General features: G+C 60.8%; 17 protein-coding genes. 7 read left to right on the plus strand and 10 right to left on the minus strand.

Features of this window, described 5'->3' with window-relative positions:
- Nucleotides 1–5: 5 nt before the first annotated feature.
- The 3 genes from HMPREF9710_RS05290 to HMPREF9710_RS05300 are packed head-to-tail and all read right to left on the minus strand — an operon-like array spanning nucleotide 6 to nucleotide 4,292.
- Nucleotides 6–467 carry a type II secretion system protein gene (locus HMPREF9710_RS05290; RefSeq protein WP_005664548.1) on the minus strand — a complete coding sequence of 154 codons (462 nt, stop codon included), beginning with the start codon at nucleotides 465–467 and terminating at the stop codon, nucleotides 6–8.
- Nucleotides 457–942: a GspH/FimT family pseudopilin gene (locus tag HMPREF9710_RS05295; protein ID WP_040775049.1), complete on the minus strand. Its 486-nt coding sequence runs from the start codon at nucleotides 940–942 to the stop codon at nucleotides 457–459. Before HMPREF9710_RS05295 ends, HMPREF9710_RS05290 begins: the two co-directional genes overlap by 11 nt.
- On the minus strand, nucleotides 939–4,292 hold the full coding sequence (locus HMPREF9710_RS05300; RefSeq protein WP_005664550.1) for a DUF6701 domain-containing protein: 3,354 nt from the start codon (nucleotides 4,290–4,292) through the stop codon (nucleotides 939–941). Before HMPREF9710_RS05300 ends, HMPREF9710_RS05295 begins: the two co-directional genes overlap by 4 nt.
- Before the next feature lie 243 nt (nucleotides 4,293–4,535).
- Here HMPREF9710_RS05300 and HMPREF9710_RS05305 point away from each other — a divergent pair, with 243 nt between their 5' ends.
- The 3 genes from HMPREF9710_RS05305 to infA all read left to right on the plus strand — a co-directional run bounded on the left by HMPREF9710_RS05305 (nucleotide 4,536) and on the right by infA (nucleotide 7,161).
- The gene (locus tag HMPREF9710_RS05305) at nucleotides 4,536–6,185 is read left to right on the plus strand and encodes an ATP-binding domain-containing protein (RefSeq protein WP_005664551.1); all 1,650 of its coding nucleotides are present in this window, start codon (nucleotides 4,536–4,538) and stop codon (nucleotides 6,183–6,185) included.
- Nucleotides 6,186–6,258: 73 nt separating this feature from the next.
- On the plus strand, nucleotides 6,259–6,516 hold the full coding sequence (locus HMPREF9710_RS05310; RefSeq protein ID WP_005664552.1) for a hypothetical protein: 258 nt from the start codon (nucleotides 6,259–6,261) through the stop codon (nucleotides 6,514–6,516).
- Nucleotides 6,517–6,894: 378 nt separating this feature from the next.
- A complete protein-coding gene (gene infA / locus HMPREF9710_RS05315) occupies nucleotides 6,895–7,161 on the plus strand; it encodes a translation initiation factor IF-1 (RefSeq protein WP_005664553.1) in 267 nt (88 codons plus the stop codon).
- 42 nt (nucleotides 7,162–7,203) lie between these two features.
- Here the strand turns inward: infA and leuA are convergent, their stop codons facing one another.
- Complete coding sequence (gene leuA, locus HMPREF9710_RS05320) at nucleotides 7,204–8,886, minus strand: 2-isopropylmalate synthase (RefSeq protein ID WP_040775737.1); 1,683 nt, start codon at nucleotides 8,884–8,886, stop codon at nucleotides 7,204–7,206.
- A gap of 566 nt (nucleotides 8,887–9,452) precedes the next feature.
- On the opposite strand from leuA, the gene HMPREF9710_RS05325 reads away from it, so the two are divergent.
- Nucleotides 9,453–10,556: an NHL repeat-containing protein gene (locus HMPREF9710_RS05325; RefSeq protein WP_005664556.1), complete on the plus strand. Its 1,104-nt coding sequence runs from the start codon at nucleotides 9,453–9,455 to the stop codon at nucleotides 10,554–10,556.
- 140 nt (nucleotides 10,557–10,696) lie between these two features.
- Nucleotides 10,697–11,221: a nuclear transport factor 2 family protein gene (locus HMPREF9710_RS05330; protein WP_005664558.1), complete on the plus strand. Its 525-nt coding sequence runs from the start codon at nucleotides 10,697–10,699 to the stop codon at nucleotides 11,219–11,221.
- A 6-nt stretch (nucleotides 11,222–11,227) separates the two neighbouring features.
- Here HMPREF9710_RS05330 and HMPREF9710_RS05335 read toward each other — a convergent pair whose 3' ends face one another.
- Nucleotides 11,228–11,659 carry a hypothetical protein gene (locus HMPREF9710_RS05335; RefSeq protein WP_005664560.1) on the minus strand — a complete coding sequence of 144 codons (432 nt, stop codon included), beginning with the start codon at nucleotides 11,657–11,659 and terminating at the stop codon, nucleotides 11,228–11,230.
- A gap of 248 nt (nucleotides 11,660–11,907) precedes the next feature.
- On the opposite strand from HMPREF9710_RS05335, the gene HMPREF9710_RS05340 reads away from it, so the two are divergent.
- Entirely contained in the window at nucleotides 11,908–13,194 is a 1,287-nt protein-coding gene (locus tag HMPREF9710_RS05340) for an MFS transporter (protein ID WP_005664562.1), read from the plus strand.
- A gap of 144 nt (nucleotides 13,195–13,338) precedes the next feature.
- Here HMPREF9710_RS05340 and HMPREF9710_RS27710 read toward each other — a convergent pair whose 3' ends face one another.
- The 5 genes from HMPREF9710_RS27710 to dnaA all read right to left on the minus strand — a co-directional run bounded on the left by HMPREF9710_RS27710 (nucleotide 13,339) and on the right by dnaA (nucleotide 21,943).
- Entirely contained in the window at nucleotides 13,339–14,937 is a 1,599-nt protein-coding gene (locus HMPREF9710_RS27710) for a hypothetical protein (RefSeq protein WP_005664564.1), read from the minus strand.
- A 343-nt stretch (nucleotides 14,938–15,280) separates the two neighbouring features.
- Complete coding sequence (locus HMPREF9710_RS26950; protein WP_005664566.1) at nucleotides 15,281–16,267, minus strand: DNA cytosine methyltransferase; 987 nt, start codon at nucleotides 16,265–16,267, stop codon at nucleotides 15,281–15,283.
- Between the two features lie 478 nt (nucleotides 16,268–16,745).
- Nucleotides 16,746–19,247 (minus strand): DNA topoisomerase (ATP-hydrolyzing) subunit B, encoded by a 2,502-nt coding sequence (gene gyrB, locus HMPREF9710_RS05350; protein WP_005664569.1) that lies wholly within the window; start codon nucleotides 19,245–19,247, stop codon nucleotides 16,746–16,748.
- A 71-nt stretch (nucleotides 19,248–19,318) separates the two neighbouring features.
- Nucleotides 19,319–20,425, minus strand: a complete 1,107-nt coding sequence (gene dnaN / locus HMPREF9710_RS05355) for a DNA polymerase III subunit beta (RefSeq protein WP_005664571.1) — start codon at nucleotides 20,423–20,425, stop codon at nucleotides 19,319–19,321.
- A 96-nt stretch (nucleotides 20,426–20,521) separates the two neighbouring features.
- The gene (dnaA, locus tag HMPREF9710_RS05360) at nucleotides 20,522–21,943 is read right to left on the minus strand and encodes a chromosomal replication initiator protein DnaA (RefSeq protein WP_005664573.1); all 1,422 of its coding nucleotides are present in this window, start codon (nucleotides 21,941–21,943) and stop codon (nucleotides 20,522–20,524) included.
- A gap of 365 nt (nucleotides 21,944–22,308) precedes the next feature.
- Here dnaA and rpmH point away from each other — a divergent pair, with 365 nt between their 5' ends.
- Nucleotides 22,309–22,443 carry a 50S ribosomal protein L34 gene (gene rpmH, locus HMPREF9710_RS26955; RefSeq protein ID WP_040378179.1) on the plus strand — a complete coding sequence of 45 codons (135 nt, stop codon included), beginning with the start codon at nucleotides 22,309–22,311 and terminating at the stop codon, nucleotides 22,441–22,443.
- Nucleotides 22,444–22,474 lie beyond the last annotated feature (31 nt).

The following is a 22,474-nucleotide window of genomic DNA, read 5'->3' on the forward strand; positions in this document are numbered from 1 at the left end:
GGCTGTCATGGCCTGGTCCTCCAGCCGGTGAGCTGCAATTGCTGGCCGCCGCGTTCCGTCACCACCACCTGGATGCGCCGGACATTGTCTGCATCGGCGATGTCCGTCAGCGTTGCCGGTGTGACGCTGACCGCGACGTCGTAGCGGTCGAGGCCTGCGATCGGAGCGCCGGCCACGTCGACGATGCCGCCGCTGGTCGCATATCCGTTGTAGTGAGTGACTTCGGTATAGTCGGCGCGGTTTTCAGGCTGTGCGGCACTGCCGCCCTCTGTGACGTAGGGCTTGAGCATGACCTCTTCCATCATGGTTTCGGCGATCGCCAGCATCTGCTGGGTGATCAAGGGGTCGGCGCTGGCGACGTTGGCGCGGTTGTAGGCCGCGACCAGGCCGGCCAGCGCCGTGCCCACGATCGCGATGGCGATGATCAGCTCGACCAGGGTCATCCCGGCCATGCGCTTAATTGACAAGGCCGGTCCTCCCGTCGACGTGGATCGTGCGCCGCACGCCGCTCGAATCGCTGACCGTGATGTCGAAGCCCGCGAGCGGCGCATTGCCCGCCGCGGCGGCGACCGTGCCGTCCGGACGGAAGAACAGGGCGGGCTGCGGGTTGTTCATGCTGACCTTGCCATCGTTGCTGTCGAAGGCGCCATCGTTGGCGCCGTCGAGCTGCAGGTTGCAGGCGGCCGTGCCGGCAGCCGTGCTGATGCGCAGTTCAATGCGCCGCTCGAAGGTCGTCACGCACACGATGCGGCGCTTGGCCACCGCGCTCTTCTGGGCGGTGCGCAAGGCGCTGGCCACCTGGTCGCCGAAGACGACGGCATTGATGCTGTTCCCGCCCATCAGCCGCGGAATGCCGATCGCGGCCAGCACGCCGATCAGCACCATCACCGTGATCAGTTCGACCATCGAGAAGCCGTCCTGGCGCCGCCATGCGCGCTTCAATTGAACACCTCGCGCATGTGGATGATGCGTTTGCTCTCGGGCGCGAAGATGCCGAAGGTGGCGCGGCCGGATGGATCGGCGCAGCCGCCGAGCGATTGCAGCCAGGGCAGCTTGGCGCCAGCACTGGTGCGGATCGGGTCGGCCTTCAGGCAGGACTGGTCGTGCGTGGTGTCGATGCCGAGGTTGAAGGCAATGTCGATCCAGCCCGCCGCATCGCCCTGGACTGGCAATTTGGCCTTGCCGCCATCGAGCTTCAGATCGGAAAAGACCTGGGTCTTGGGCTTGGCGCCGCTGCCGTTGGCGTGGGCATGCGAGGTCTGGGCGATGGCCGCGGCAGGCACGATGGTGAAGTCATCCCTGTTGTTGAGGAGCCAGCTGGCGCCGCTCCAGTATTCCACCGTGACCGGTAGATCGAGCGTGGAGCCGGCGCGGCCGAACAGCGTGGCGATGCGCAGGCGCCCGCTGCGAATTTCCGGCTGCGCTTTTTCATGACTATCGTCGCCGCCCGAGCCGACCGTATTGTCGGCGTTCTGCGCACGCAGGCGCATCACGCCGGGCGCGAGCGGCAGTCGCTTGCCATTGGCGCCGGCCGGCGAGGAATAGGTGGGATTGGCGCGCGCCACGCCCTTGGCGAAGGCGCTCGCCGCGATCGTCGCGGATCCCAGGACACCGCCGTTCGGGTTCGCTGTCTTGCCTTCCTTGTCGTAGGCAGTGAGCGTGACAGTCTGGCTGACGATGCCGTCCGAATAGTTTTCGGTCGCCTGGCCCGCGGCGTTCATTGCCGTGACCTTGACGGGAATCGGCTCGCCCGCATAGAAGAAGTCGAGCGGCTTGCGTGGCTCGTTGAACTGCTCGACCAGGAAGTACTTTGGAATGACCGGCCCGACGCTGGTGCAATGGTCGGTTCCGTTGGTGGCCTGCGTGCTGCCCACGGTGTCCAAGCCGGTATTCAGGAATGTCGTCTCCGTCTTTGCCGTCAGCTGAAGGCTGCCGGCTTCGTTCCACGACACCGCCGCGGTGGCCTTTCCTTCGCCGAACTCGAATGCTTTCTTCGTGAGTTGACCGGCTATGGCGCCGACCGGACGCACGCAGTTCAGGGAAATATTCGTCATGGTCGCGCTAGGCGGCAGCTTCGCCTTGTCGAAGTTCGCCGTGACCTTGTTGTTCTTGCTGAGCGCCGACACTGCCACATCGAACGTATCGCCCGCGTGGATCGGCCCTGCCGGCGGTGTGAGCCCGAACTTGTAAGGTGCGACGCCAAAGGTGGCCTCGCCTTCCACTTCGCCGGACTTCGCTTTCAGGCCCAACTCACCGGCATCCTCGTAGGCCAGCGTTACCTTGGCGTCGCCATACCTGTCGAACGAGGTCGCCAGGGTTTGCGCCTTGCCGGCAGCGCAGGCGAGGGCGATGCCGCTGCCGCCGGTCACGTTCAGGGCTTCGCCGCCGGTGCCCGGCCGGACATAGGCGCAGCTGTATTCGACGTCGATCGTCTGTTCCTTGAACTTGGCGACGCAGGAGTCGGTGTTGTCGCTTTTCTCCCGGGCCTTGATGATCGCCTGGATGCTCTCGCCCGCCCTGAATGGCTGGACCTCGATCTCGAAGCCGGCGCCGGCAAAGCTCATGTCGCAGCTATTCACGCTGTTCTCGCCGGGAGTACTGCGGATGCAGCGTACCGGCGTGGTGCCGCCGGACGTCAGGCGCAGCGTTTCGGAGCCCACCGTGTGGCGCGAGACGGTCGCCTTGACCGTGCCGGTGCTGCCGGTGTCCGCGCTCACGTTGCCGGGGAATAGCTTGACCTGCGCGCCGCCGGTGAACTTGCTGCTGCAATCGGCATTGGCGCAGGCGGCGACCGTCACCGATTCCGGCGCGCACACCGAGCCGCTGCCATCGTGCGAAATCAGGAAGTGGTCGAGCGCCCCGGCTGCCGGCTTGGGTGCCTCGCAGCGTGGCCCGTTGGCGGTATTGACCGGATAGTCGCTCTGGTTGTCGACGCAATCGCAGTAACCCGGCCGCGTGCCCTTCTTGCAGAAGATCTTTTCGCTGACGCGGCCATGCCAGTACAGGGTCGCGAAGTCGACCGCCGCATTGCCGTTGATGAGCGCGTCGGAGGCTTCCAGCTTGAGCTGGCCGGTGTCGACGTCGCCGTTGATGCGCACCGCGTGTCCCATGGTGAGGTATGTCGACGCCGTGACCTTGCCGGTGACGATGCTGCTGGCCGCATACATCTCGATTTCAGGCGAGGTGATATTGCCGTTGACCGTGCTGCCCGACGCCAGCGTGAAGCGGCTGGTGGCGACGATATCGCCTTTCAGGGTCACCGGCGAGCCGGTAGTGACGACGGTGCCGCTGATCGCGCCATCGATGTTCGCGTGCGAGCCGATCGTGATCGGCCCTTTCGAGCTCACCGTGCCGACGATGGTCGACGGGGAGTTGAGCGTGATCGAGTTCGTGCCGCTGACCGGCCCGCGGATCGTCGAATGGGAGCCGACCGTCAGGACGTCGCTGGCCTTGACCGTGCCGGTGATCGTGACCGAAGCGTCGGTGGTGATGGAGGTGCCGGTGACATCCGCGCCGACGGTGCTGCTGGAGCCGATCGACACCTTCCCCGTCGCGGTCACGCTGCCGCTGATCTTGACCGATGAGTTGGTGGTGACCTGGGCGCCGCTGACCGAGCCGTTGACGATGCCGCTGGAGCCGATCGACACCTCGCCGGCCGACGCCACGTTGCCGGTCACGGTCACCGAGGAGTCGGCAGTGATGGACGAACCGCTGACTCCCGCGCCGATGGTAGTGCTGGAGCCGATCGACACGGCTCCCGTCCCGGCCAGGCCGCCGCTGATCCTGACCGACGAGCCGACGGTGACCTGGCCGCCGCTGACCGAGCCGTTGACGATGGCGCTGGTGGCGACCGACACCGCGCCTTTCGAGACCATATTGCCGGTGATCTGGAAGCCCGCTTCGCCCCCGAGCGTCATGGAGCCGGCCGTCACGTTGGCGGTCACGCGGACCGGCCTGGTCAGGGAGAACTCGCCGGCCGCGTCGAACGAACCCCCGGAGATTCTGATCTTTTCCGGGTTGATCCCGTTGAGGTTGATGGAACCCCCGCTGCTCAGGCGCGCGCTGCCGGACATCGACACGCCATAGTCCCAGCCCGGACTGATACTGGATCTGATATGGACGCTGTAGCCGTTGGCGATCGCCATCGAGTCGTCCCATGCGCTCGAGGGCAGGTTGCCGCAGGTGTATGCCTTGCCGTCGAGTTGGCAACCTTTCACCCTGCTTCCATTGAAGGCATGCACCTCGCCAGCTTGCGCCGGCGCCTGCGTCAGGCACAGCACGCACAGCAGCATCCACGTCCACAGGCGCAGCGCTGGAATTGCTGTAAGAACGAAAGGAAAATGCACGAAGACCCTGACGCTAAGCGTAATTCCCGAAAGTGTGCACCGGATTGCCGCCAGGCGACAATAAGTTTTTCACTTCGGCAACGATCTGGTCGCATTCCCGCCCAAGAATGCGTTCCCCGGACAACGGTGTGTGACTATCATGGAAACAGACTTACAATAGTTTCCACCTTACTAACGCTTGCGGACACCATGGCCCATATTCAACCAGCCGGCTGGCGCGAGATGGCGGTCACCGGCGCCGCCGCGCGCGAGATCGAAACCCTGACGTATCTCGAGCAGCGCCTGGCCGACACCCCCTACGTCATCTACCACGGCGTGCACTGGACCAATGTCGAGCAGGGTTACTCGGTGTATGGCGACGTCGATTTCATCGTCCTCGCCCCGAACGGCCGCATCCTGGTGATCGAGCAGGTCGCCGGCTTCCTGAACGAGACCCCGGAAGGCCTGGTGAAAAGCTACCAGGGCAAGCCGCGCAAGATCCGCAGCCAGATCCTGGCGACCATCGAGGGGCTGACCAAGCGCTACCACGGCACGCTGTCGGTCGACTATCTGCTGTACTGCCCCGACTACATCGTGCGCGACCAGCAGCTGGCCGGGATCGACCCGGACCACATCATCGACGCCACCAACAAGCCCAAGCTGGCGCGGGTGATCCGCGAGTCGCTGCCGGTCACGGACCGCACCGACGACTTCGACAAGGTCACGCGCTTTTTGGGCGACACGCTGAACCTGCGGCCCGATCCCAGCGCCATGATCGGCAATGCGGTAAAGATGGTGACGCGGCTGTCGGGCGGCCTGGCGACATGGGCCCGGCGGCTGGAATTTTCTCCGTTCCGCCTGCACGTGATCGGCACCGCCGGCAGCGGCAAGACCCAGCTGGCGCTGGCCGAATACACGGCCGCGCTCGACGCCGGCCTGCGCCCGCTCTACGTCTGCTTCAACCGGCCGCTGGCCGACCACATCGAACGCCTGGTCCCGGCCGGCGGGCGGGTGGCCACCTTCCACATGCTGTCCGACGCCTGGCTGCGCGCGCAGGACGTCACGCCCGACTACGGCGCGGCGGACGTCTGGGACAAGATCGAAACGTCGATGACGGGAGCCGAACTGCCCGAGACCTGGCAGTTCGACGTGGTGATCGTCGACGAGGGCCAGGATTTCTCGGTGGCCTGGCGCGACATCGTGCTGCGCATGCTCAAGCCCGGCGGGCGCGCGATCTGGATGGAAGACCCGGACCAGAACCTGTACGGCCGCGCGATGGTGCCGCTGCCGGGCTGGGTCACCCTGCATTCGCACACCAACTACCGCAGCCCGCGCCAGATCGTCGACATGCTGACGGCGCTCGGCGCCGCGCGCCAGCCGGTGGAGGCGGGCAGCCCGTTCAAGGGCGCCGACATCGAAGAGCTGACGTATCCGGAAGGGGACGAGGAAGCGATGCTGGCGCAGACCCGGCGCGCCGTCACTTCGTGCCTGGCTGCGGGCTTCGGGCGCCAGGACATCGCGATCTGCGCGTTTCGCGGACGCGAAAAATCGGCCATCCTGAAGCTCGACCGGCTGAGCGATTCGCACACGCTGCGCTCGTTCACCGGGGCCTATGACTTGTTCGGTAACCCGGTGTTTCGCGAAGGAGGCTTGCTGGCGGAGTCGGTGTACCGCTTCAAGGGCCAGTCGGCGCCGGCGCTGATCTTCACCGAGATCGACTTCGAGGAGCTGGACGAGCGCGCGCTGCGTAAACTCTTCGTGGGAATGACGCGCGCGCGCCTGAAGCTGGTGCTGGTGATGAGCGAGCGCGCCTCGCTGCAGATGCTGGACCGGATGAGCGGCCCGGGCGCCACGGCGTGAAGCGCGCGCCACCGGGCCCGCGTCGGCGTATAGTCGGTGCATCCGGCCACATCGGCAGGGCACAGGAGGCAGCATGCGCGAAGCGACCCCGGGCACCACGTTCCACGGCCTGCCATTGACCGCCGAACAGCATAGCGAGATCCAGCATTACATCCACCGCCGGCAGCGCGCCGGCGAAGACTGGGACACGCCGGAACTGCAGGCCATGCTGGCCGACATGCTCGATCCGCCCGAGGCGGCCGTCCATTCGCGAGCCGACGACGATGCGTCGACCGCGGCCGAACGCTTCACGGCCGGCCGCGACGACGGCGAAGAGCCGATGCCGCATTGAGACAGTACGAACATTATTTTGTGCGCCGCACAAAAATGCTGTTATACTCGGCTGCTCGATCAGGCCACGCCTGGTCGAAAGTCCTCCGATCCGTGACCGCGCCTGTGCAGTGCGCGACTTTCCGGAGGACGTGTTTTCGGTATGTCAGTCAGCCTGTACAGCGGACGCACCGCGCAGATAGCGCGGGCGCCCATAGCTCCGGCACCACGCAGATAGCATGGGCGGGAGCGGCGATAAATCGGTAATGCTTTGAAACGAAGCCCGCAGGATGCGGGCTTTTTTTTCATCCCTCTCCTGGCGCTCGATGCCGGGCCCCACGATCCCCCCGCATCAACGACGCCCGGCGCCTGCCGGCGCCGCACCTCCAGGAGAACCCGCATGGCAAAAGAAGAACTGATCGAAATGAACGGCCTCGTGTCGGAAGTGCTGCCCGAACTGCGTTTTCGCGTCGAGCTGGAAAACGGCCACAAGATGATCGCCTACACGGCCGGCCGTATGAAGAAGAACCACATCCGCATCCTGATGGGCGACCGCGTCACGCTGGAGCTCTCGCCCTACGACCTGACCAAGGGTCGCATCGTGTTCCGCCATCTCGAGTCGCGCGGACCGGCCGGCCCGCGCCGCGCCCCGCAGCGCCGCCGCTGATCGATCGGCGCAGGCAGGGCGTGCGCCGCCCCGCCTGGAACTTCAGGCCGCCAGCGCGGCCGGATTCTCTGCGCTCGCCGCCATGTGACGGTTCACCGCCGACAGCACCGACTTGAACGAGGCGGTCACGATATTGCTGTCGATGCCCACGCCGAACAGCGTCGGGCCATTCCCCACGCGCAGTTCGACGTAGCAGGCCGCGCGCGCATCGGCGCCCGAGCCGATCGCATGCTCGTGGTAGTCCATCAGGCGGATCTCCAGGCCCAGCGCGTTCACGAAGGCGTCGATCGGACCATTGCCGGTGCCGGCGAAGGCTTGCTGCGCATGGTGGCGCGCCACGTTCACGTCGAGCTGGACCTCGTGCTCGCTGTCTTCGACCATGCGGTGCGAGATGTAGTGATACGGCTCGTCCTGCTCCAGGTATTCGCGCGCGAACAGGGCGTGCAGGTCGCCCGCGTTGATCTCGCGGCCGCTCTCGTCGGCCACGCGCTGCACGGCGCGCGAGAATTCGATCTGCAGGCGCCGTGGCAGCTGCAGGCCGTATTCCTGTTCCAGCAGATAGGCCATGCCGCCCTTGCCCGACTGGCTGTTGACGCGGATGACGGCGTCGTAGCTGCGGCCCAGGTCGGCCGGGTCGATCGGCAGATACGGCACTTCCCAGATCGCGTCGGGCTGCTGCTTGGCGAAGCCCTTCTTGATCGCGTCCTGGTGCGAGCCCGAGAAGGCGGTGAACACCAGGTCGCCCGCATACGGATGGCGCGGATGCACCGGCAGCTGGTTGCAGTCCTCGACCAGTTGGCGCACGGCGTCGATGTCCGAGAAGTCCAGGCCGGGGTTGACGCCCTGCGTGTACAGGTTCATCGCCAGGGTGACCAGGTCGACGTTGCCGGTGCGTTCGCCGTTGCCGAACAGGCAGCCCTCGACGCGGTCGGCGCCGGCCATCACCGCCAGCTCGGCGGCGGCGACAGCGGTGCCGCGGTCATTGTGCGGGTGGACGCTGATGACCAGCGATTCGCGGTTGTTCAGGTGGCGGCACATCCATTCAATCTGGTCGGCATAGACGTTCGGCGTCGCCGCCTCGACGGTCGACGGCAGGTTGACGATCATCTTGTTATCCGGCGTCGGCTGCCATACGGCGCTGACCGCGTCGGTGATCTGCTTGGAGAAATCGAGTTCGGTGGTCGAGAACGATTCCGGCGAATACTCCAGGCCCCATTGGGTCTGCGGATGCTGGGCCACCAGTTCCTTGATCAGCTGGACGCCCTTGACCGCGATCTGCACGATCTCGTCGCGCTCCATGCCGAACACCACGCGGCGGAACACCGGCGCCACCGAATTGTAGACGTGGACGATGGCGCGCTTGGCGCCGACCGCCGATTCCACCGTGCGGCGGATCAGCTCATCGCGCGACTGGGTCAGCACGATGATGGTGACGTCGTCCGGAATGTGCTTGTCTTCCACCAGCATGCGCACGAAGTCGAAGTCGGTCTGCGAGGCGGACGGGAAGCCGACCTCGATCTCCTTGATGCCGATCTTGACCAGCATCTTGAAGAAGCGCAGCTTCTTCTCGACGCTCATCGGCTCGATCAAGGCCTGGTTACCGTCGCGCAGGTCGGTGCTCATCCAGATCGGCGGCGTGGTGATGGTGCGGCTCGGCCACTGGCGGTCGGCCAACGGGACGGCGGGGAAGGGACGGTATTTGGTGGCGGGATTGTTCAGCATGATCGGGGCTCCTGATGGGGTGGTCACTGGGCGACCTTGTGGGTCTGCGAGGTGGCGACAGGCTGCCGGACGGGCCACGAAAACGCTAGGCCCGGCAACCGATCGGTAGCTTTAGCAGCAGGCGAATGCCTGCGCGCGAGCCTGCCGCCAGGACGAGCCCGGTGGGAAAATGCGATGGTGCGAAAAATGGCGTGGTAGACATCGGTGCGAATCCTACTGCTGTTGGGGCCGGCGGTGCCGGGACGTACGGCGGAGCGTTACGCGCGTAGTAGCAGGGCAGCCAGCGATAGCGCGCCGGCGGCTGGTAGGGAGGTCGACAGATGCAGGGTGAAAGACATAATTTCGACTTTAAGGAACTCTTGGCCGTATGTCAAGCGGGAAAGTGCCGGTTGTGGAAAAGAAAGTACGGGAAATTCGCCGCGTTGATTACGTGGGTTGTTTGGCGAAAGTGTCACTTCGACGCCGTGGGGCGTACTGGCAATGCAGTTTATGCAGCTACCATGGCTGAGAACAGCGGCCGGTAGTTTGCTGCGTGGTAGCATCGAAGACGGACCTTTTTGGAGAGATTCATGACTCGCCGTTCCGTGACCGACACTGCCCGACTTCGCCTCAAGCTGTGTGGCGCCGCCGCCCTGATGCTGCTGTGCTCCGCCTGTGGCGACGGCATACCGAAGGACGAGGACGACGAGGATGGCGGCGAATCTCCCCCGCCGCAGGCCGCGCTGTCGATCCTGGCGGGCGATCCGACGATCGAGGGCACGATGGACGGCGCCGGCACGGCTGCGCGCTTCAAATGGCCGCAGGGTATTGCGATCGATGCCGATGACAATCTGTATGTCGCGGACACCGGCAACTTCGTCATTCGCAAGATCACGCCGGCAGGCGTTGTCACGACGGTGGCTGGGGCGGCCGGCACCAGCGGCTTTGTCGATGGCGACGCGGGCAATGCCCGCTTCGGTAATCCGGTGGCCGTGGCGGTGAACAGGCGCGGAACAATTTATGTCGCCGATAATCTGCGCATCCGGAGCATTACCTCCGCTGGACGCGTCAGCACGACGGCCACGATCCCCATCGGGAACAACGTCAGCGACGGCCGGCTGGCCTCCGTGGTGCCTGGCGCGATCGCGGTCGATGCTAACGATAACCTGTTCATCACCAACAGCTACAGTACGCGCAGGGTTGCGGGGGACAATACGCTGATGCTGGAAGGCCAATCCGTCGTCAACAACCTGACGGGGGGGAGCCTGTTCGAGCCGCGCGGCGTGGCGGTGGACAACAACAACAACGTGTTCGTGTTCGACCTGGATCGCGAGATCAGTCGCTGGAACCCGAACGGCGTGATTGGCGTCAACAATATGATTTTCCTGGCCGGCGCGGCGAATGCCCGGGGATCGAACAACGGCGTCGGCACCGCCGCGCGCTTCGAGCAGGTGGTGGCGCTGACGGTCGACCCGCGCGGCAATGTGTATGCAGCCGATGCGATCAACAACCTGGTGCGCAGGATCACGCCGGAAGGCGTGGTCACGACGGTGGCGGGCTCGACACGGTCGACCACCCTGCGCACCGGCGACCTGCCGGGCAGCCTGGCCGACGTGCGCGGCATCGTCACGGATGGCAAGGGCAATCTGTATGTCACGTCCGGCAATGCGGTGGTCAAGATCAGGCTGCCGTAGGCGCTGACCCGCATCTTCGGATGATCGTGCAAGCTTCCCGGATGATCGAGCTACCGCGCGCCGGCGCGTGCGCTGCACACTAGCCGGAAGCGGAAGAGCCGTGATGGCCTTCCCATTCAACGATCATCAAGGAGTGCGATATGAAATTCTTTCGATCCGGTTCGGATGGTTCGTCACGTTGGGCGGCCGCCTGGGTGTTGATGGCTGCACTGGTCTGGTCCGCGTCCTCGGCGCGTGCCGACAGCGGCTCGGCGCAAGCGCAGGCCAACAAGGAAGCGGTTAATAAAGCATTCGCGGCTTGGGCCGCCGGCGGCCGGACGTTCTTCGACGACATGCTGGCGCCGAATGTGGTCTGGACCATCAAGGGCAGCAGCCCGACCGCGCGCGTGCTTCGCGGCAAGCAGGAATTGATCGACGGCGCGGTCACGCCGCTGTCGACCCGCCTGCAACGCCAGATCCGGCCCACGATCCGCAACCTGTGGGCCGATGGCGATCACGTCATCATCGAGTGGGACGGCGAAGCGGTGGCGAAGGACGGCAAGCCTTATCGTAACAGCTATCTGTGGATTTTCCGCATGCAAGGCGGCCGCGCGATTGAGGTGACGGCCTATCTGGATCTGGCGCCGTATGAAGACGTGTTGCGGCGCGTGCCGGCCTCGCAATAGGTGCGATCAGGCCGGCATCACGACAGCCTGCTTCCCATACTCGACCATGCGCCCGCCATGTTCGCGCTGCCAGGCCGCAGCAGTCGGCTGGTCCGCAAACCAGATGTGTTCATGGTCGCCGAGCGCGCCGAGATCGAGCCGGAAGCGGTCCAGCACTTCCGGCGGACGGCGGTCGATATCGCGCTTGCACGCATCCCAGGTCGCGTAGCCCAGCTCCGCGGCCAGCGTGCGGAACATGTGCTTGAGCTGCAGCGTCGTGCGTGCGTGGTAGAGCTGTGTGACGCGCACATCCGCTGTCTTTCCAGTCGCATGCACGCGGCGGACGATGGGCAAGGCCTTGCTTGGCTGGTCCGAATGAGCGCTGCGTAGCATCCCGCGGGCGTAGCGGCGCAGGAAATCGGTATTGGTGTCTGGAGGGGTGTTTCGATGGAGGCGCATGCCAAGTCCTTTTCACATGGTATTGGCCGCTCTCGCTACGGCATCAGTGAATGAACAGGGGATGAACTCCTGAAAAACGGTCACGTCGTGGACGTCGGCAGGTGCGCTGGCTTTCGCGAGAGTGGGCGTCCTGCACAGCCCGGAGCGGATGGTAGCACGAGTTTCGCGCGGTGTAGCCGCTGTGTTGCAAACATGCCATGGCAAAAAAGGCGCAACCAGTGGGTGATCGTGTTTGATACCATCCCGAAATGAACGTTACCCCTACTCACCTGGTTGCGACTCCGCGCATCCGCTACCGCCAGAATCTGGCATTGGTCCTGCTGGTCGTCACCGGCGTCATCAACTACCTGGACCGCGCCACACTCGCCGTCGCCAATGAATTCATCCGCGCCGACCTCGGCCTCTCGCTCGGCGAGATGGGCGTGCTGCTGTCGGCCTTCTCGTGGAGCTATGCGCTGTGCCAGTTGCCGGTGGGCGCCCTGGTCGACAAGATCGGGCCACGCTGGCTGCTCGGTGCGGGACTGGTGATCTGGTCGCTGGCACAGGCGGCGGGCGGACTCGTCTCCACCTTCGGCTGGTTCGTGCTGGCGCGCGTCGTGCTGGGCATCGGCGAGGCGCCGCAATTCCCGGCCGCGGCGCGGGTGGTGAGCAACTGGTTCCCCTTGCGTGCGCGCGGCACGCCGACCGGCATCTATAACTCGGCCTCGCCGCTGGGCTTCGCACTGGCGCCCTTGTGCCTGTCGCCGCTGATTGCCGCGACCAGCTGGCACTGGGCCTTCTTCATCACCGGCGCGCTGGGCATCGTCGCGGCGGTTGTCTGGGTCATGCTGTACCGCGACCCGGTGCGCGAAGCGTTGACGGACGCCGAGCGGGCCTACCTGGACGAAGGACAGACCCTGGAGGCCGCTCCGGCGACGGGCTTCGCATCCTGGCGCGCGCTGTTTCGCCAGCGCGCCACCTGGGGCATGCTACTTGGCTTCTTCGGCTCGGTGTATTTGAACTGGGTGTTCCTTACCTGGCTGCCCGGGTATCTGCGCACGGAACGTCAGATGGACGTGGCCTATGTCGGCGTGGCCGCGACGATTCCCTTCCTGTGCGGCTTCCTGGGCGCACTGTCGGCTGGCTGGGCGTCGGACCAGATCACGCGCCGCGCGAAATCGGTCGTGGCGGGGCGACGGACGGCGGTGGTGCTGTCGATGCTGGGGATGGTGGCGTTCACGATTCCTGCCGCACTGGTCGAGAGCAATACTGCGGCGATTGCCTGCATCTCGGTCGTGATCTTCCTGGCCAATGCGGCGTCGGCCTGTTCGTGGTCGCTGGTGACGGCGGTGGCGCCGCGCAGCCGGGTTGCCTCGCTGGGCGCGATCCAGAATTTTGGCGGGTTTATCGGCGGCGCCCTGGCGCCCATCTTTACCGGATATATCGCGCAAAGCTGGTCGTTCGTGCCGGCCTTGCTGACTGGCGCCGGCATTGCTTTCCTTGGCGCGATGTCTTACCAGTTTTTGGTTGTGCAGCGTATTTTTGAAAGCGACTGACGAGCAATTTGCCGGAAAGTTTTGTTTTTAACTGTTAAGTATAGGGAATCAGAAATTTTAAGACTGCTCAGAAAATGGATTGGTGCTGACATTCAATGACCCGCTCGACACAATCTTTGACAAAAGATTCTATTCATAAACCATTTAAGCACATTCGCTAAGTTTCAGTAAAGTTAAGCGAACTTCATTCGGAGTCCGAGTTTCCCGAATGGGGGTGAGAAAGTTTTTCTCCCACTCAGCAATATCCGGATGTGCTGAACTTATAAAATCCTTAAAGGTGATAAATTCTAGGTTAATCCGAATTCCTTCTATCAGGGTTGTTTCGAATAGAGAGGATACTGCAAGACGATGAGCTACAAAGACTACTTCGATAGTCCAATCAGCTAAATCTGCTATGCCTTCAAGCTCTTGATTTCTGCTCTTTAAACTTTTTGAAATTGTGCGAAGGTGTTCATGTACGTAGACATCCGTTAATTCCCCTCCATGTGCTTCGTAAGCGACGATTAGTCGGCTGTCAGCATGTTGGAAGTCACAGTCACCTACTTTCCGCTTGCTTACATTCGTTGTATTTACGGAATCTCCTAGGCCTCGACTACGCCACCCATCAGACTGAGGGTGCTCAACAGCTGCCAATACATCAATAATCCTTTGTTCCAGTACTCCGAAGGTCTTTGAGTTTCCCTTAGCAATACCTTGCAATAAATTCGCAATCTCAGTTTGAGTGAAATTCTCAGGAATATTCACGGAATATGGAGCAGTTAAGCGCATAATTCGATGCAGCCACAGCCTTAATATTTTTGCCAGTTCACGCCGTGGCGCAAACTGCATATCGTTAAGGCCATCTAATACTTCAAATAGCGCTTTTGCACCGGGTCTATCGCGAAGTTTTTTGCTGCGAACCCAGGAGCTATCTATGGCTTCCACTGACTTTGCATTGTTCAGGAACGGATTACCTGCTTGCGACAAAATGTCAGGGTATTGTCCAAATAACCAAAGTGCTGCAATGCCGCGCGGAGAAAATTCGTACATGTCAGTCACAGCATGATCATAGTACTCAGCAATTGAACACTGATAGTGAAGAATTTGAAGATAGGGTGAGTATCGAGAAAGTTCCTCTGCTGGAGCGAGAGTGGTGAGAGCATCTTTCAGGGATTTGTTGAATCCCAGTCTATGCGCAGCACTTTCGACAGTGCTTGCTGCTAGGCCAATATCTGAGTCCGAGAAGTATGCAAGTTCGTTTGAAGAATCGCTAAGATACAAAGTCTTTAGCTTTTCGACCGAAAGCATACAACCTAAACCTAATGCACCAATAACATCGTTTACTGACTGTCGGCTAAACTGAAGTCCGTAACCCCGTCCGGTAAGAAGTCGAGAAATCTGAGCGCCAGACAGATGTTCAATTCGGGCCAAATCTGCCATTAGAAAAGTGGTCGAAAGTAATGCCCTTGCCTCGTCATGAGACATAAAATGGTTCTTTTGCAGCTCGCCGTGAACGATAAAATACTTCGAAGCTAATAGAGAGCCAAGTTTATCATCTGCATTTAAAAGAATGGTACAAACTAGTTGCTGTAAATCATAATTTGCCGAGCCAGTTTCGCGCCATTCATCAATACGAAGATGTATCCATGTTAGAAAATCGTGATGTGAGAGTTGAAGCTGCCCAAGATATTTCCCAACAATCCGTGCACAATTTACTTCACGTGTTGCTCGCATTGGAAGCAACAGTACACGAAGACAAGCCATGACATTCCCGCGCGAACTCATAAAATTATTTCACCATTTAAACAGAATTCATTGCTGCAGTTGTCGCAAGGCTGCAGGAGAAAGGAGATGGAAATCGCTAATGTGTGCTGAGTTTATGCAACACGTTAATGCCTGCATTTCGTTTGCCCCGCTACATTTAGTAATATGTGCGCGATATAATCATGCCAGTTCAGCAAGATCTTTCTAAGAAACGTCTGTTCTTAGCCGGGACTCACTAGGGTGTAATCCAAATTGGATTTTAGGATCAAGAACGAGGTGCGGCTGTCATAACCGCGTAATGGGTGCTTTGTCGACTTTGTGTCTACGAGCTATGAGTCATACTCTATAAACTGCGCAGTAATGCTTTGCCAACGGCATGTGCTAAAAGCGGGGGTACTGCATTTCCGATTTGTCGGTACTGCGCGCTTCTTGGGCCTAAAAATTCGAAATCGGACGGGAATGATTGGAGCGCAGCTGACTCTTTCACAGTTAGCCTTCGCACGCCTTCAACAATTCCACTTTTCACGTTTCCACCGCTTAGCAAATGAGAATGATAATTAAGTAGAATGCCGGTTTCATCAACAATATGAGTTCGATTGCCTCCTGCTGAGGCAGGAATTGTTTGCGAAGGAGCATCTAAATTAATTGGTCTTCCGCCGCCATTGACTAGCATTCCAGCCCAAGGACTAGGTCGAAGGATAGGAGATTTAGCGTAAGTAACAATTGCACTATTTGGTACGTCAGCCGGTGCGTTTAAGATTGCTTCACGTGCACTTTTATACGGACGCTGTTTAGTACCATGGGTCGGGGATGGAAATTTCGGAATTGAGCGATCGACGCCGATTACGATTACGCGATTACGTTCTTGAGGAACGCCGAATTGAGCAGAGTTTAAGACTTTAAATTCTACTTCATAGCCGAGTTCGGAAATTATAGCCAATTTTTCATTCAAGTATGTCTCATGACGGGAAGAAGCTAAGCCCGCAACATTTTCCATTAATACCAGTTTTGGTCGAATCTCAGCTACTGCTCGAACGAACTCAGGAAGCATGTCTCGGATATCATCTGCGGCTTTCTGATTACCAGCAACAGAAAACGGTTGGCATGGAGGACCTCCCGCCACTAGATCAATCTTTCCACGAAGACGAGTCCAGTCGACTGATCGTACATCACCTTGGTGTACATCAGTATCAGGGAAATTTCGCTTATAGGTAGCACATGCTTGGGCGTCAAAGTCAGCAGCGACCTTTGTTTTCCATCCGGCAAGTTCCAGCCCTAGGCTTAGTCCGCCAGCCCCGCAGAACAAATCTACACTTGTCGGTTTCTTCATAATTCTTAGCCTGTAACAAGCAAGTTGATTGCATCAATGTCAATTATCTTGCTTGCCACTGTTTATTGATACAGTGGTATTGTAGCGGATGCTGACTTCATATGGGGATTGCTAGCATCACTGATGGTTGTACGGGGTAGGCTGAAAGTTGCTTTAAACATATCAAAGTCTGCTGATGATGTTCTAACATGAGATTGGGAACGTAGTGTTCTCATAATTAGATTATTTTGACCTGATTGACAGACTGGGCGGTACGGTGGTAGAAGGCTACAAGATACTGAATTACGTGGACGGGACACTCATGAGTGCTGAAGGTACCAAGAAGTTCATGCTTCGTGAAGTGCAACCCTTATGCATAGGTCCGATGCATAGCGGGGGCAAATAGTACCACGACTGATGCATATTAAGACTTTATAGAAACTGAAAGCAAAAAGGGTCACCAACGGGTGACCCTTGCTAGAGTTACGCTTATTGATGATTAAACATCAATATTCCCCGCCCGCAACGCATTAGTCTCAATGAAGTTCCTCCGCGGCTCCACCTCATCCCCCATCAGCGTCGTAAAGATCTGATCCGCCGCAATGGCATCCTCGATCTGCACTTTCAGCAAACGACGCACGGTCGGATCCATCGTGGTCTCCCACAGCTGCTCCGGATTCATCTCGCCCAGACCCTTGTAGCGCTGCTTGTTCACGCCACGCTCGGCCTCTTCACGCAACCACTCCATCGCCGCGTGGAAGTCGCGCACAGCAAACTCCTTCATGCGCTCGCCTTCGCCACGGCGCACGATCGCGCCTTCGCCCATCAGGCCCTGGAAGGTGGCGGCCGAATCGGCCAGCACGGTGTAGTCGGCGCCTGCCACGAAGTCGGCGTCGATCGCGGTCACCTGCACGTTGCCGTGGTAGATGCGTTCGATGCGCAGGCCGTGCTTCTCGGACAGCTCGTCCGACTTGACCTTGACCTTCACCGCCGGATCGTTGATCGCCGCTTCCATCGCCTTGGCCGACGCTTCCGCGCCTTCGAGCGTGCTCAAGTCCAGCACCACGCCGCCGCTGACGATCGCGGTCAAGGCAGCGCGGTCGATCACGCGCGCCAGGCGCATCATGATGGCGTTGGCCAGGTTGTACTTGCGCGCCAGCTCGGCCAGCGCCTCGCCCGTCACCGCTTCGGCGCCTTCGCGCGGAATCAGCGAAGCGGTGTTCAGCGCCACGGTCATCATGTAGCTGGCTTCTTCGATATCATCCTTCAGATAACGCTCGTCGCGGCCGGCCTTGACCTTGTACAGCGGCGGTTGTGCGATATAGATGTGGCCACGCTCCACCAGCTGCGGCATCTGGCGGTAGAACAGGGTCAGCAGCAGGGTACGGATGTGGGCGCCGTCGACGTCCGCATCGGTCATGATGATGATGCGGTGGTAGCGCAGCTTGTCGACGTTGAATTCGTCCGGGCCGATCGAGGTGCCGAGGGTCGCGATCAGGGTCGTGATCTGTTCCGACGACAGCATCTTCTCGAAGCGCGCCTTTTCCACGTTCAGCACCTTGCCGCGCAGCGGCAGGATCGCCTGGAACTTGCGGTCGCGGCCCTGCTTGGCCGAACCACCTGCCGAGTCACCCTCGACGATGTACAGCTCGGCCAGCGCCGGGTCGCGTTCCTGGCAGTCGGCCAGTTTGGAGGACAAGCCAAGGCCGTCCATCACGCCCTTGCGGCGGGTCAGGTCGCGCGCCTTGCGCGCCGCTTCACGGGCACGGGCGGCTTCGACGATCTTGCCGCAGATGATCTTGGCGTCGTTCGGCTTTTCCATCAGGAAGTCGGTCAACGTCTTGGCGACGATTTCCTCGACCGGGCCGCGCACCTCCGACGACACCAGTTTATCCTTGGTCTGCGACGAGAACTTCGGCTCAGGCACTTTAACCGACAGCACGCAGGTCAGGCCTTCGCGCATATCGTCGCCCGAGATCTCGACCTTGGCCTTCTTGGCGAAGTCGTTCTCGTCGATGTACTTGTTGATCACGCGCGTCATCGCCGCGCGCAGGCCGGTCAGGTGGGTGCCACCGTCGCGCTGCGGGATGTTGTTGGTGAAGCACAGCACCTGCTCGTTGAACGAATCGTTCCACTGCATCGACACGTCGACCGAGATGTTCGTGCCCTGGTCCGACATGCGGTCGCCGGTTGCCTGGAACACGGTCGGGTGCAGGACGGTCTTCGACTTGTTGATGTACTCGACGAAGCCGCGGGTGCCGCCTTCGAAGGCGAACAGTTCTTCCTTGCCGGTGCGCTGGTCGCTCAGCTTGATGCTGACGCCATTGTTCAGGAACGACAGTTCGCGGATGCGCTTCGACAGGATTTCGTAGTGGAACTCCACCAGCGTGAAGATCTCTTCGTCGGCCCAGAAATGCACCTCGGTGCCGCGCTTGTCGGTCTCGCCGATCACCTTCATCGGGGATACTTCCACGCCGTCGACCACCTCGATCAGGCGATCCACCGGCACGCCGCGGGTGAATTCCAGCTGGTGCACCTTGCCGTTCTGGCGCACGGTCACGCGCAGCAGCTTCGACAGTGCGTTCACGCAAGACACGCCGACGCCGTGCAGGCCGCCCGATACCTTATAGGAGTTCTGGTTGAACTTGCCGCCGGCGTGCAGCTCGGTCAGGGCAATCTCGGTGGCCGAGCGTTTTGGCTCGTGCTTGTCGTCCATCTTGACGCCGGTCGGGATGCCGCGGCCGTTGTCGGCGATCGAAATCGAGTTGTCGGAGTGGATCGTGACGTGGATTTCGGTGCAATAACCGGCCAGCGCTTCGTCGATGGAGTTATCGAGGACTTCGAACACCAGATGGTGCAGGCCGGTGCCGTCCGAGGTGTCGCCGATATACATGCCCGGGCGCTTGCGCACCGCTTCGAGGCCTTCCAGGATCTGGATCGACGCTGCGCCGTATTCATCCGCCACTTCGACGGGCTTTTCTGCTGGGATATTCTCGGACATGGACTGCTTTCTATAAGACTATCTAGTTCAGGCAAATGCATACGGGCCGCCGGAGCGGCCCGCGCGACGCGTCAGATGCGCATCGGCATGACGACATACTTGAAGTCGCCATTGTCGGGAATCGAGATCAGGGCCGACGAATTCGAGTCGCCCAGGGCGATGTTCACCTGGTCGCACTTCAGGTTGTTCAGCACGTCGAGCAGGTAGGTGACGTTGAAGCCGATGTCGATCGCGTCGCCGCCGTAGTCGATCTCGAGTTCTTCGACCGCTTCTTCCTGGTCGGCATTGGTCGAGCTGATCTTCATGACGCCCGGCTCGATGATGCAGCGCACGCCCTTGAATTTATCGCTGGTCATGATCGCGGCGCGCTGCAGCGAACGCAGCAGTTCATCGCGGCTGATCGTGAAGTCGTTCTTGTAACCCTTCGGGATCACGCGGGTGTAGTCAGGGAACTTGCCCTCAACCAGTTTCGAGACCAGCTCGATATCGGCGAAGGTCAGTTTCACCTGCGAGGCCGCGATGTCCAGGCGCACGGTTTCATCGCTTTCTTCCAGCAGGCGCTGCAGCTCGATGATGGTCTTGCGCGGGATGATGACTTCCTGGCGCTCGAACTGCTGCTCGGTCTCCACCTGGCAGAACGCCAGGCGGTGGCCGTCCGTCGCCACGGCAATGATATTGCTGCCGTCCAGCACCAGGAGCAGGCCGTTCAGGTAGTAACGGATGTCCTGCTGGGCCATCGAGAAGTACACCATATTGAACAGGTGCTTCAGCGTCTTTTGCGGCAGGGTCACCGAGGCGTTGTAGCTGTCGGCCACCGAGACGGTCGGGAATTCCTCGGCCGCCAGGGTCTGCAGCGCGAAGCGCGACTTGCCGCTCTGGACCGCCAGGCGCTTGTTCTGCAGGGTCATGGTGACGTCGCCCGATTCCGGCAGCGCGCGCAGGATGTCGAGCAGTTTACGCGCGGCCACCGTGGTGCCGGTCACGTCGTCGCCCGAGCCGATATTGGCGTGCGTGGTGATCTGCACTTCGGTGTCGGTCGACAGGAAGGACACGCTCTCGCCGGTCTTGCGAATGAGGATATTGGCCAGAATCGGCATAGTGTGCCGACGCTCGACAATACCACTCACGATCTGCAGTGGCCGGAGAAGCGTATCTCGGGTGGTTTTGACCAATTGCATAGTTATCCTCAGTACGTTTGAAAGGTGGTGTGTTACTAAAGCGATATTGTGCCATTGCCTGAGGCAAACACAAATATTCCGCTCAAGGGCAGAAAATCAACCCTTGAGCGTCTGTTCCAGCACGTGCAGCTCGTGGTTGCACTCTGGATTCTTCTGGCGGTCGCCGGCAATCTTGCGCACCGCGTGCAACACGGTCGTGTGGTCGCGGCCGCCGAACAGTTCGCCGATTTCGGGCAGACTCTTTTGCGTGAGTTCTTTTGCCAGGTACATGGCGATCTGGCGCGGACGGGCGATGTTCGCCGGCCGGCGCTTCGAATACATGTCCGCGACCTTGATGTTGAAGAAGTCGGCCACCGTCTTCTGGATGTTTTCCACAGAGATTTGACGGTTCTGCACCGACAGCAGATCCTTGAGCGCTTCCTTGACCACGTCGATGGTGATGTCCTTGCCGTGGAAGCGCGAGTAGGCCAGGATCTTGCGCAGCGCGCCTTCCAGCTCACGGACGTTGGAGCGCAGGTGCTTGGCCACGAAGAAGGCGACGTCGTCCGACAGGGTCACGTCCTCGGACTGCGCCTTCTTCAAGAGGATCGCCACGCGCATCTCGAGCTCGGGCGGCTCGATCGCCACCGTCAGGCCGGAATCGAAGCGCGAGATCAGGCGGTCGTCCATGCCCGTGATCTCTTTTGGATACGTATCCGAGGTGATGATGATCTGCTTCTTGGCCGCGATCAGCGCCTCGAACGCATAGAAGAACTCTTCCTGCGTCCGGCTCTTGCCGCCGAAGAATTGAATATCGTCGATGAGCAGCATGTCGAGCGAGTGGTAATAGTGCTTGAAATCGTCGAAGCCCTTGCGTTGATAGGCGGTGACGACGTCGCGCACGTACTGCTCGGCGTGGATGTAGCGGATGCGCGCATTCGGCTGGTCGGCCATGACCTGGTTGCCGATCGCATGGATCAGGTGGGTCTTACCGAGGCCGACGCCGCCGTAGAAGAACAGCGGGTTGTACGACACGCCCGGATTGTTGGCGACCTGGATCGCGGCGGCGCGCGCCAGCTGGTTGGCCTTACCGGTCACGAAGCTGTCGAACGTCAGCTCGGTGTTGATGCGGCTTTGCTCGCGCTTGGGCGAGTTGGCGATGTTCAGGTTCTGGGTCGGGCTCGGGCTGGCGGACGGACTCGGGTTGTCGGCGCCGGGCGCAGGGCGCGGCGCATTGAAATCGACCGTGGCCGAATTGCCGGACGCGCTCGTGTCTGCCACCTTGCGGGCAGGATTGTTCTTTGGGTCGAGCACGAACTGCACCTCGACCGGCGCTTCCCAGTACTGGGCCGCCAGTTCGGTGATGCGAGTGGCGAACTGCGTCTTGACCCAGTCGAGCTTGAAGCGGTTGGGCGCAGCGATGCGCAGCTTGCCGTCTTCGTAGTCGAGGGCCACCAGCGGTTTGATCCACGCGCTGAATTGCTGCGGCGTGAGCTCGAGCTCAAGCTGCGCGGATGCTGACTGCCAAAAATTTTCCATACTTCGCTTTTGATTCGTAACACGCTATTTTACCTGTCTCGGCCGAAGTTATCCACAGGCGCTGCACATATTTTCCACCGAAACGGCAAGCCGGGGCGACCTCTTGCCAAGCTGGAAAGCTCGCACGATGGCGCTTGGCGAAACAACACCTGCCTTGACATGAGGGTGCGAAGTAGAGTCTAATTCAGGGTTCCCCGTCCGTGCGCCATGCCAGGCTGTGATTTTTCAGCGGCTGGTGGTTGGGCGACGAAAGACTTGCTGTGGCGTGACGCTGGTTTAACCTCGAGCGAAACTGTCATCGGCGCCGAATCTGACACGACGTCAGACCCGATTTTGCATCTTATTTTGCTTTAAGCGAGACCACCATGAAACGTACTTACCAACCTTCCGTCGTCCGTCGCAAGCGCACGCACGGCTTCCGCGCACGTATGGCTACCCGTGGTGGCCGTCAAGTCCTGAACGCTCGCCGCGCCAAGGGCCGCAAGCGTCTGGCTGTCTAAGTCACGCACCGCAGATCGATTGCGGTCGGTG

It is taken from the genome of Massilia timonae CCUG 45783, assembly GCF_000315425.1.
Lineage (GTDB): Bacteria > Pseudomonadota > Gammaproteobacteria > Burkholderiales > Burkholderiaceae_D > Telluria > Telluria timonae.

Bases quoted from the DNA above. Each gene is read 5' to 3' on its own strand.
- dnaN (WP_005664571.1), bottom strand. From the start codon at position 20,425: ATGCAATTGGTCAAAACCACCCGAGATACGCTTCTCCGGCCACTGCAG.
- HMPREF9710_RS05325 (WP_005664556.1), top strand. From the start codon at position 9,453: ATGACTCGCCGTTCCGTGACCGACACTGCCCGACTTCGCCTCAAGCTG.
- dnaA (WP_005664573.1), bottom strand. From the start codon at position 21,943: ATGGAAAATTTTTGGCAGTCAGCATCCGCGCAGCTTGAGCTCGAGCTC.
- infA (WP_005664553.1), top strand. From the start codon at position 6,895: ATGGCAAAAGAAGAACTGATCGAAATGAACGGCCTCGTGTCGGAAGTG.
- HMPREF9710_RS05300 (WP_005664550.1), bottom strand. From the start codon at position 4,292: ATGCTGCTGTGCGTGCTGTGCCTGACGCAGGCGCCGGCGCAAGCTGGC.
- rpmH (WP_040378179.1), top strand. From the start codon at position 22,309: ATGAAACGTACTTACCAACCTTCCGTCGTCCGTCGCAAGCGCACGCAC.
- HMPREF9710_RS05340 (WP_005664562.1), top strand. From the start codon at position 11,908: ATGAACGTTACCCCTACTCACCTGGTTGCGACTCCGCGCATCCGCTAC.
- HMPREF9710_RS26950 (WP_005664566.1), bottom strand. From the start codon at position 16,267: ATGAAGAAACCGACAAGTGTAGATTTGTTCTGCGGGGCTGGCGGACTA.
- HMPREF9710_RS05330 (WP_005664558.1), top strand. From the start codon at position 10,697: ATGAAATTCTTTCGATCCGGTTCGGATGGTTCGTCACGTTGGGCGGCC.
- HMPREF9710_RS05335 (WP_005664560.1), bottom strand. From the start codon at position 11,659: ATGCGCCTCCATCGAAACACCCCTCCAGACACCAATACCGATTTCCTG.
- gyrB (WP_005664569.1), bottom strand. From the start codon at position 19,247: ATGTCCGAGAATATCCCAGCAGAAAAGCCCGTCGAAGTGGCGGATGAA.
- HMPREF9710_RS05310 (WP_005664552.1), top strand. From the start codon at position 6,259: ATGCGCGAAGCGACCCCGGGCACCACGTTCCACGGCCTGCCATTGACC.
- HMPREF9710_RS05305 (WP_005664551.1), top strand. From the start codon at position 4,536: ATGGCCCATATTCAACCAGCCGGCTGGCGCGAGATGGCGGTCACCGGC.
- HMPREF9710_RS27710 (WP_005664564.1), bottom strand. From the start codon at position 14,937: ATGGCTTGTCTTCGTGTACTGTTGCTTCCAATGCGAGCAACACGTGAA.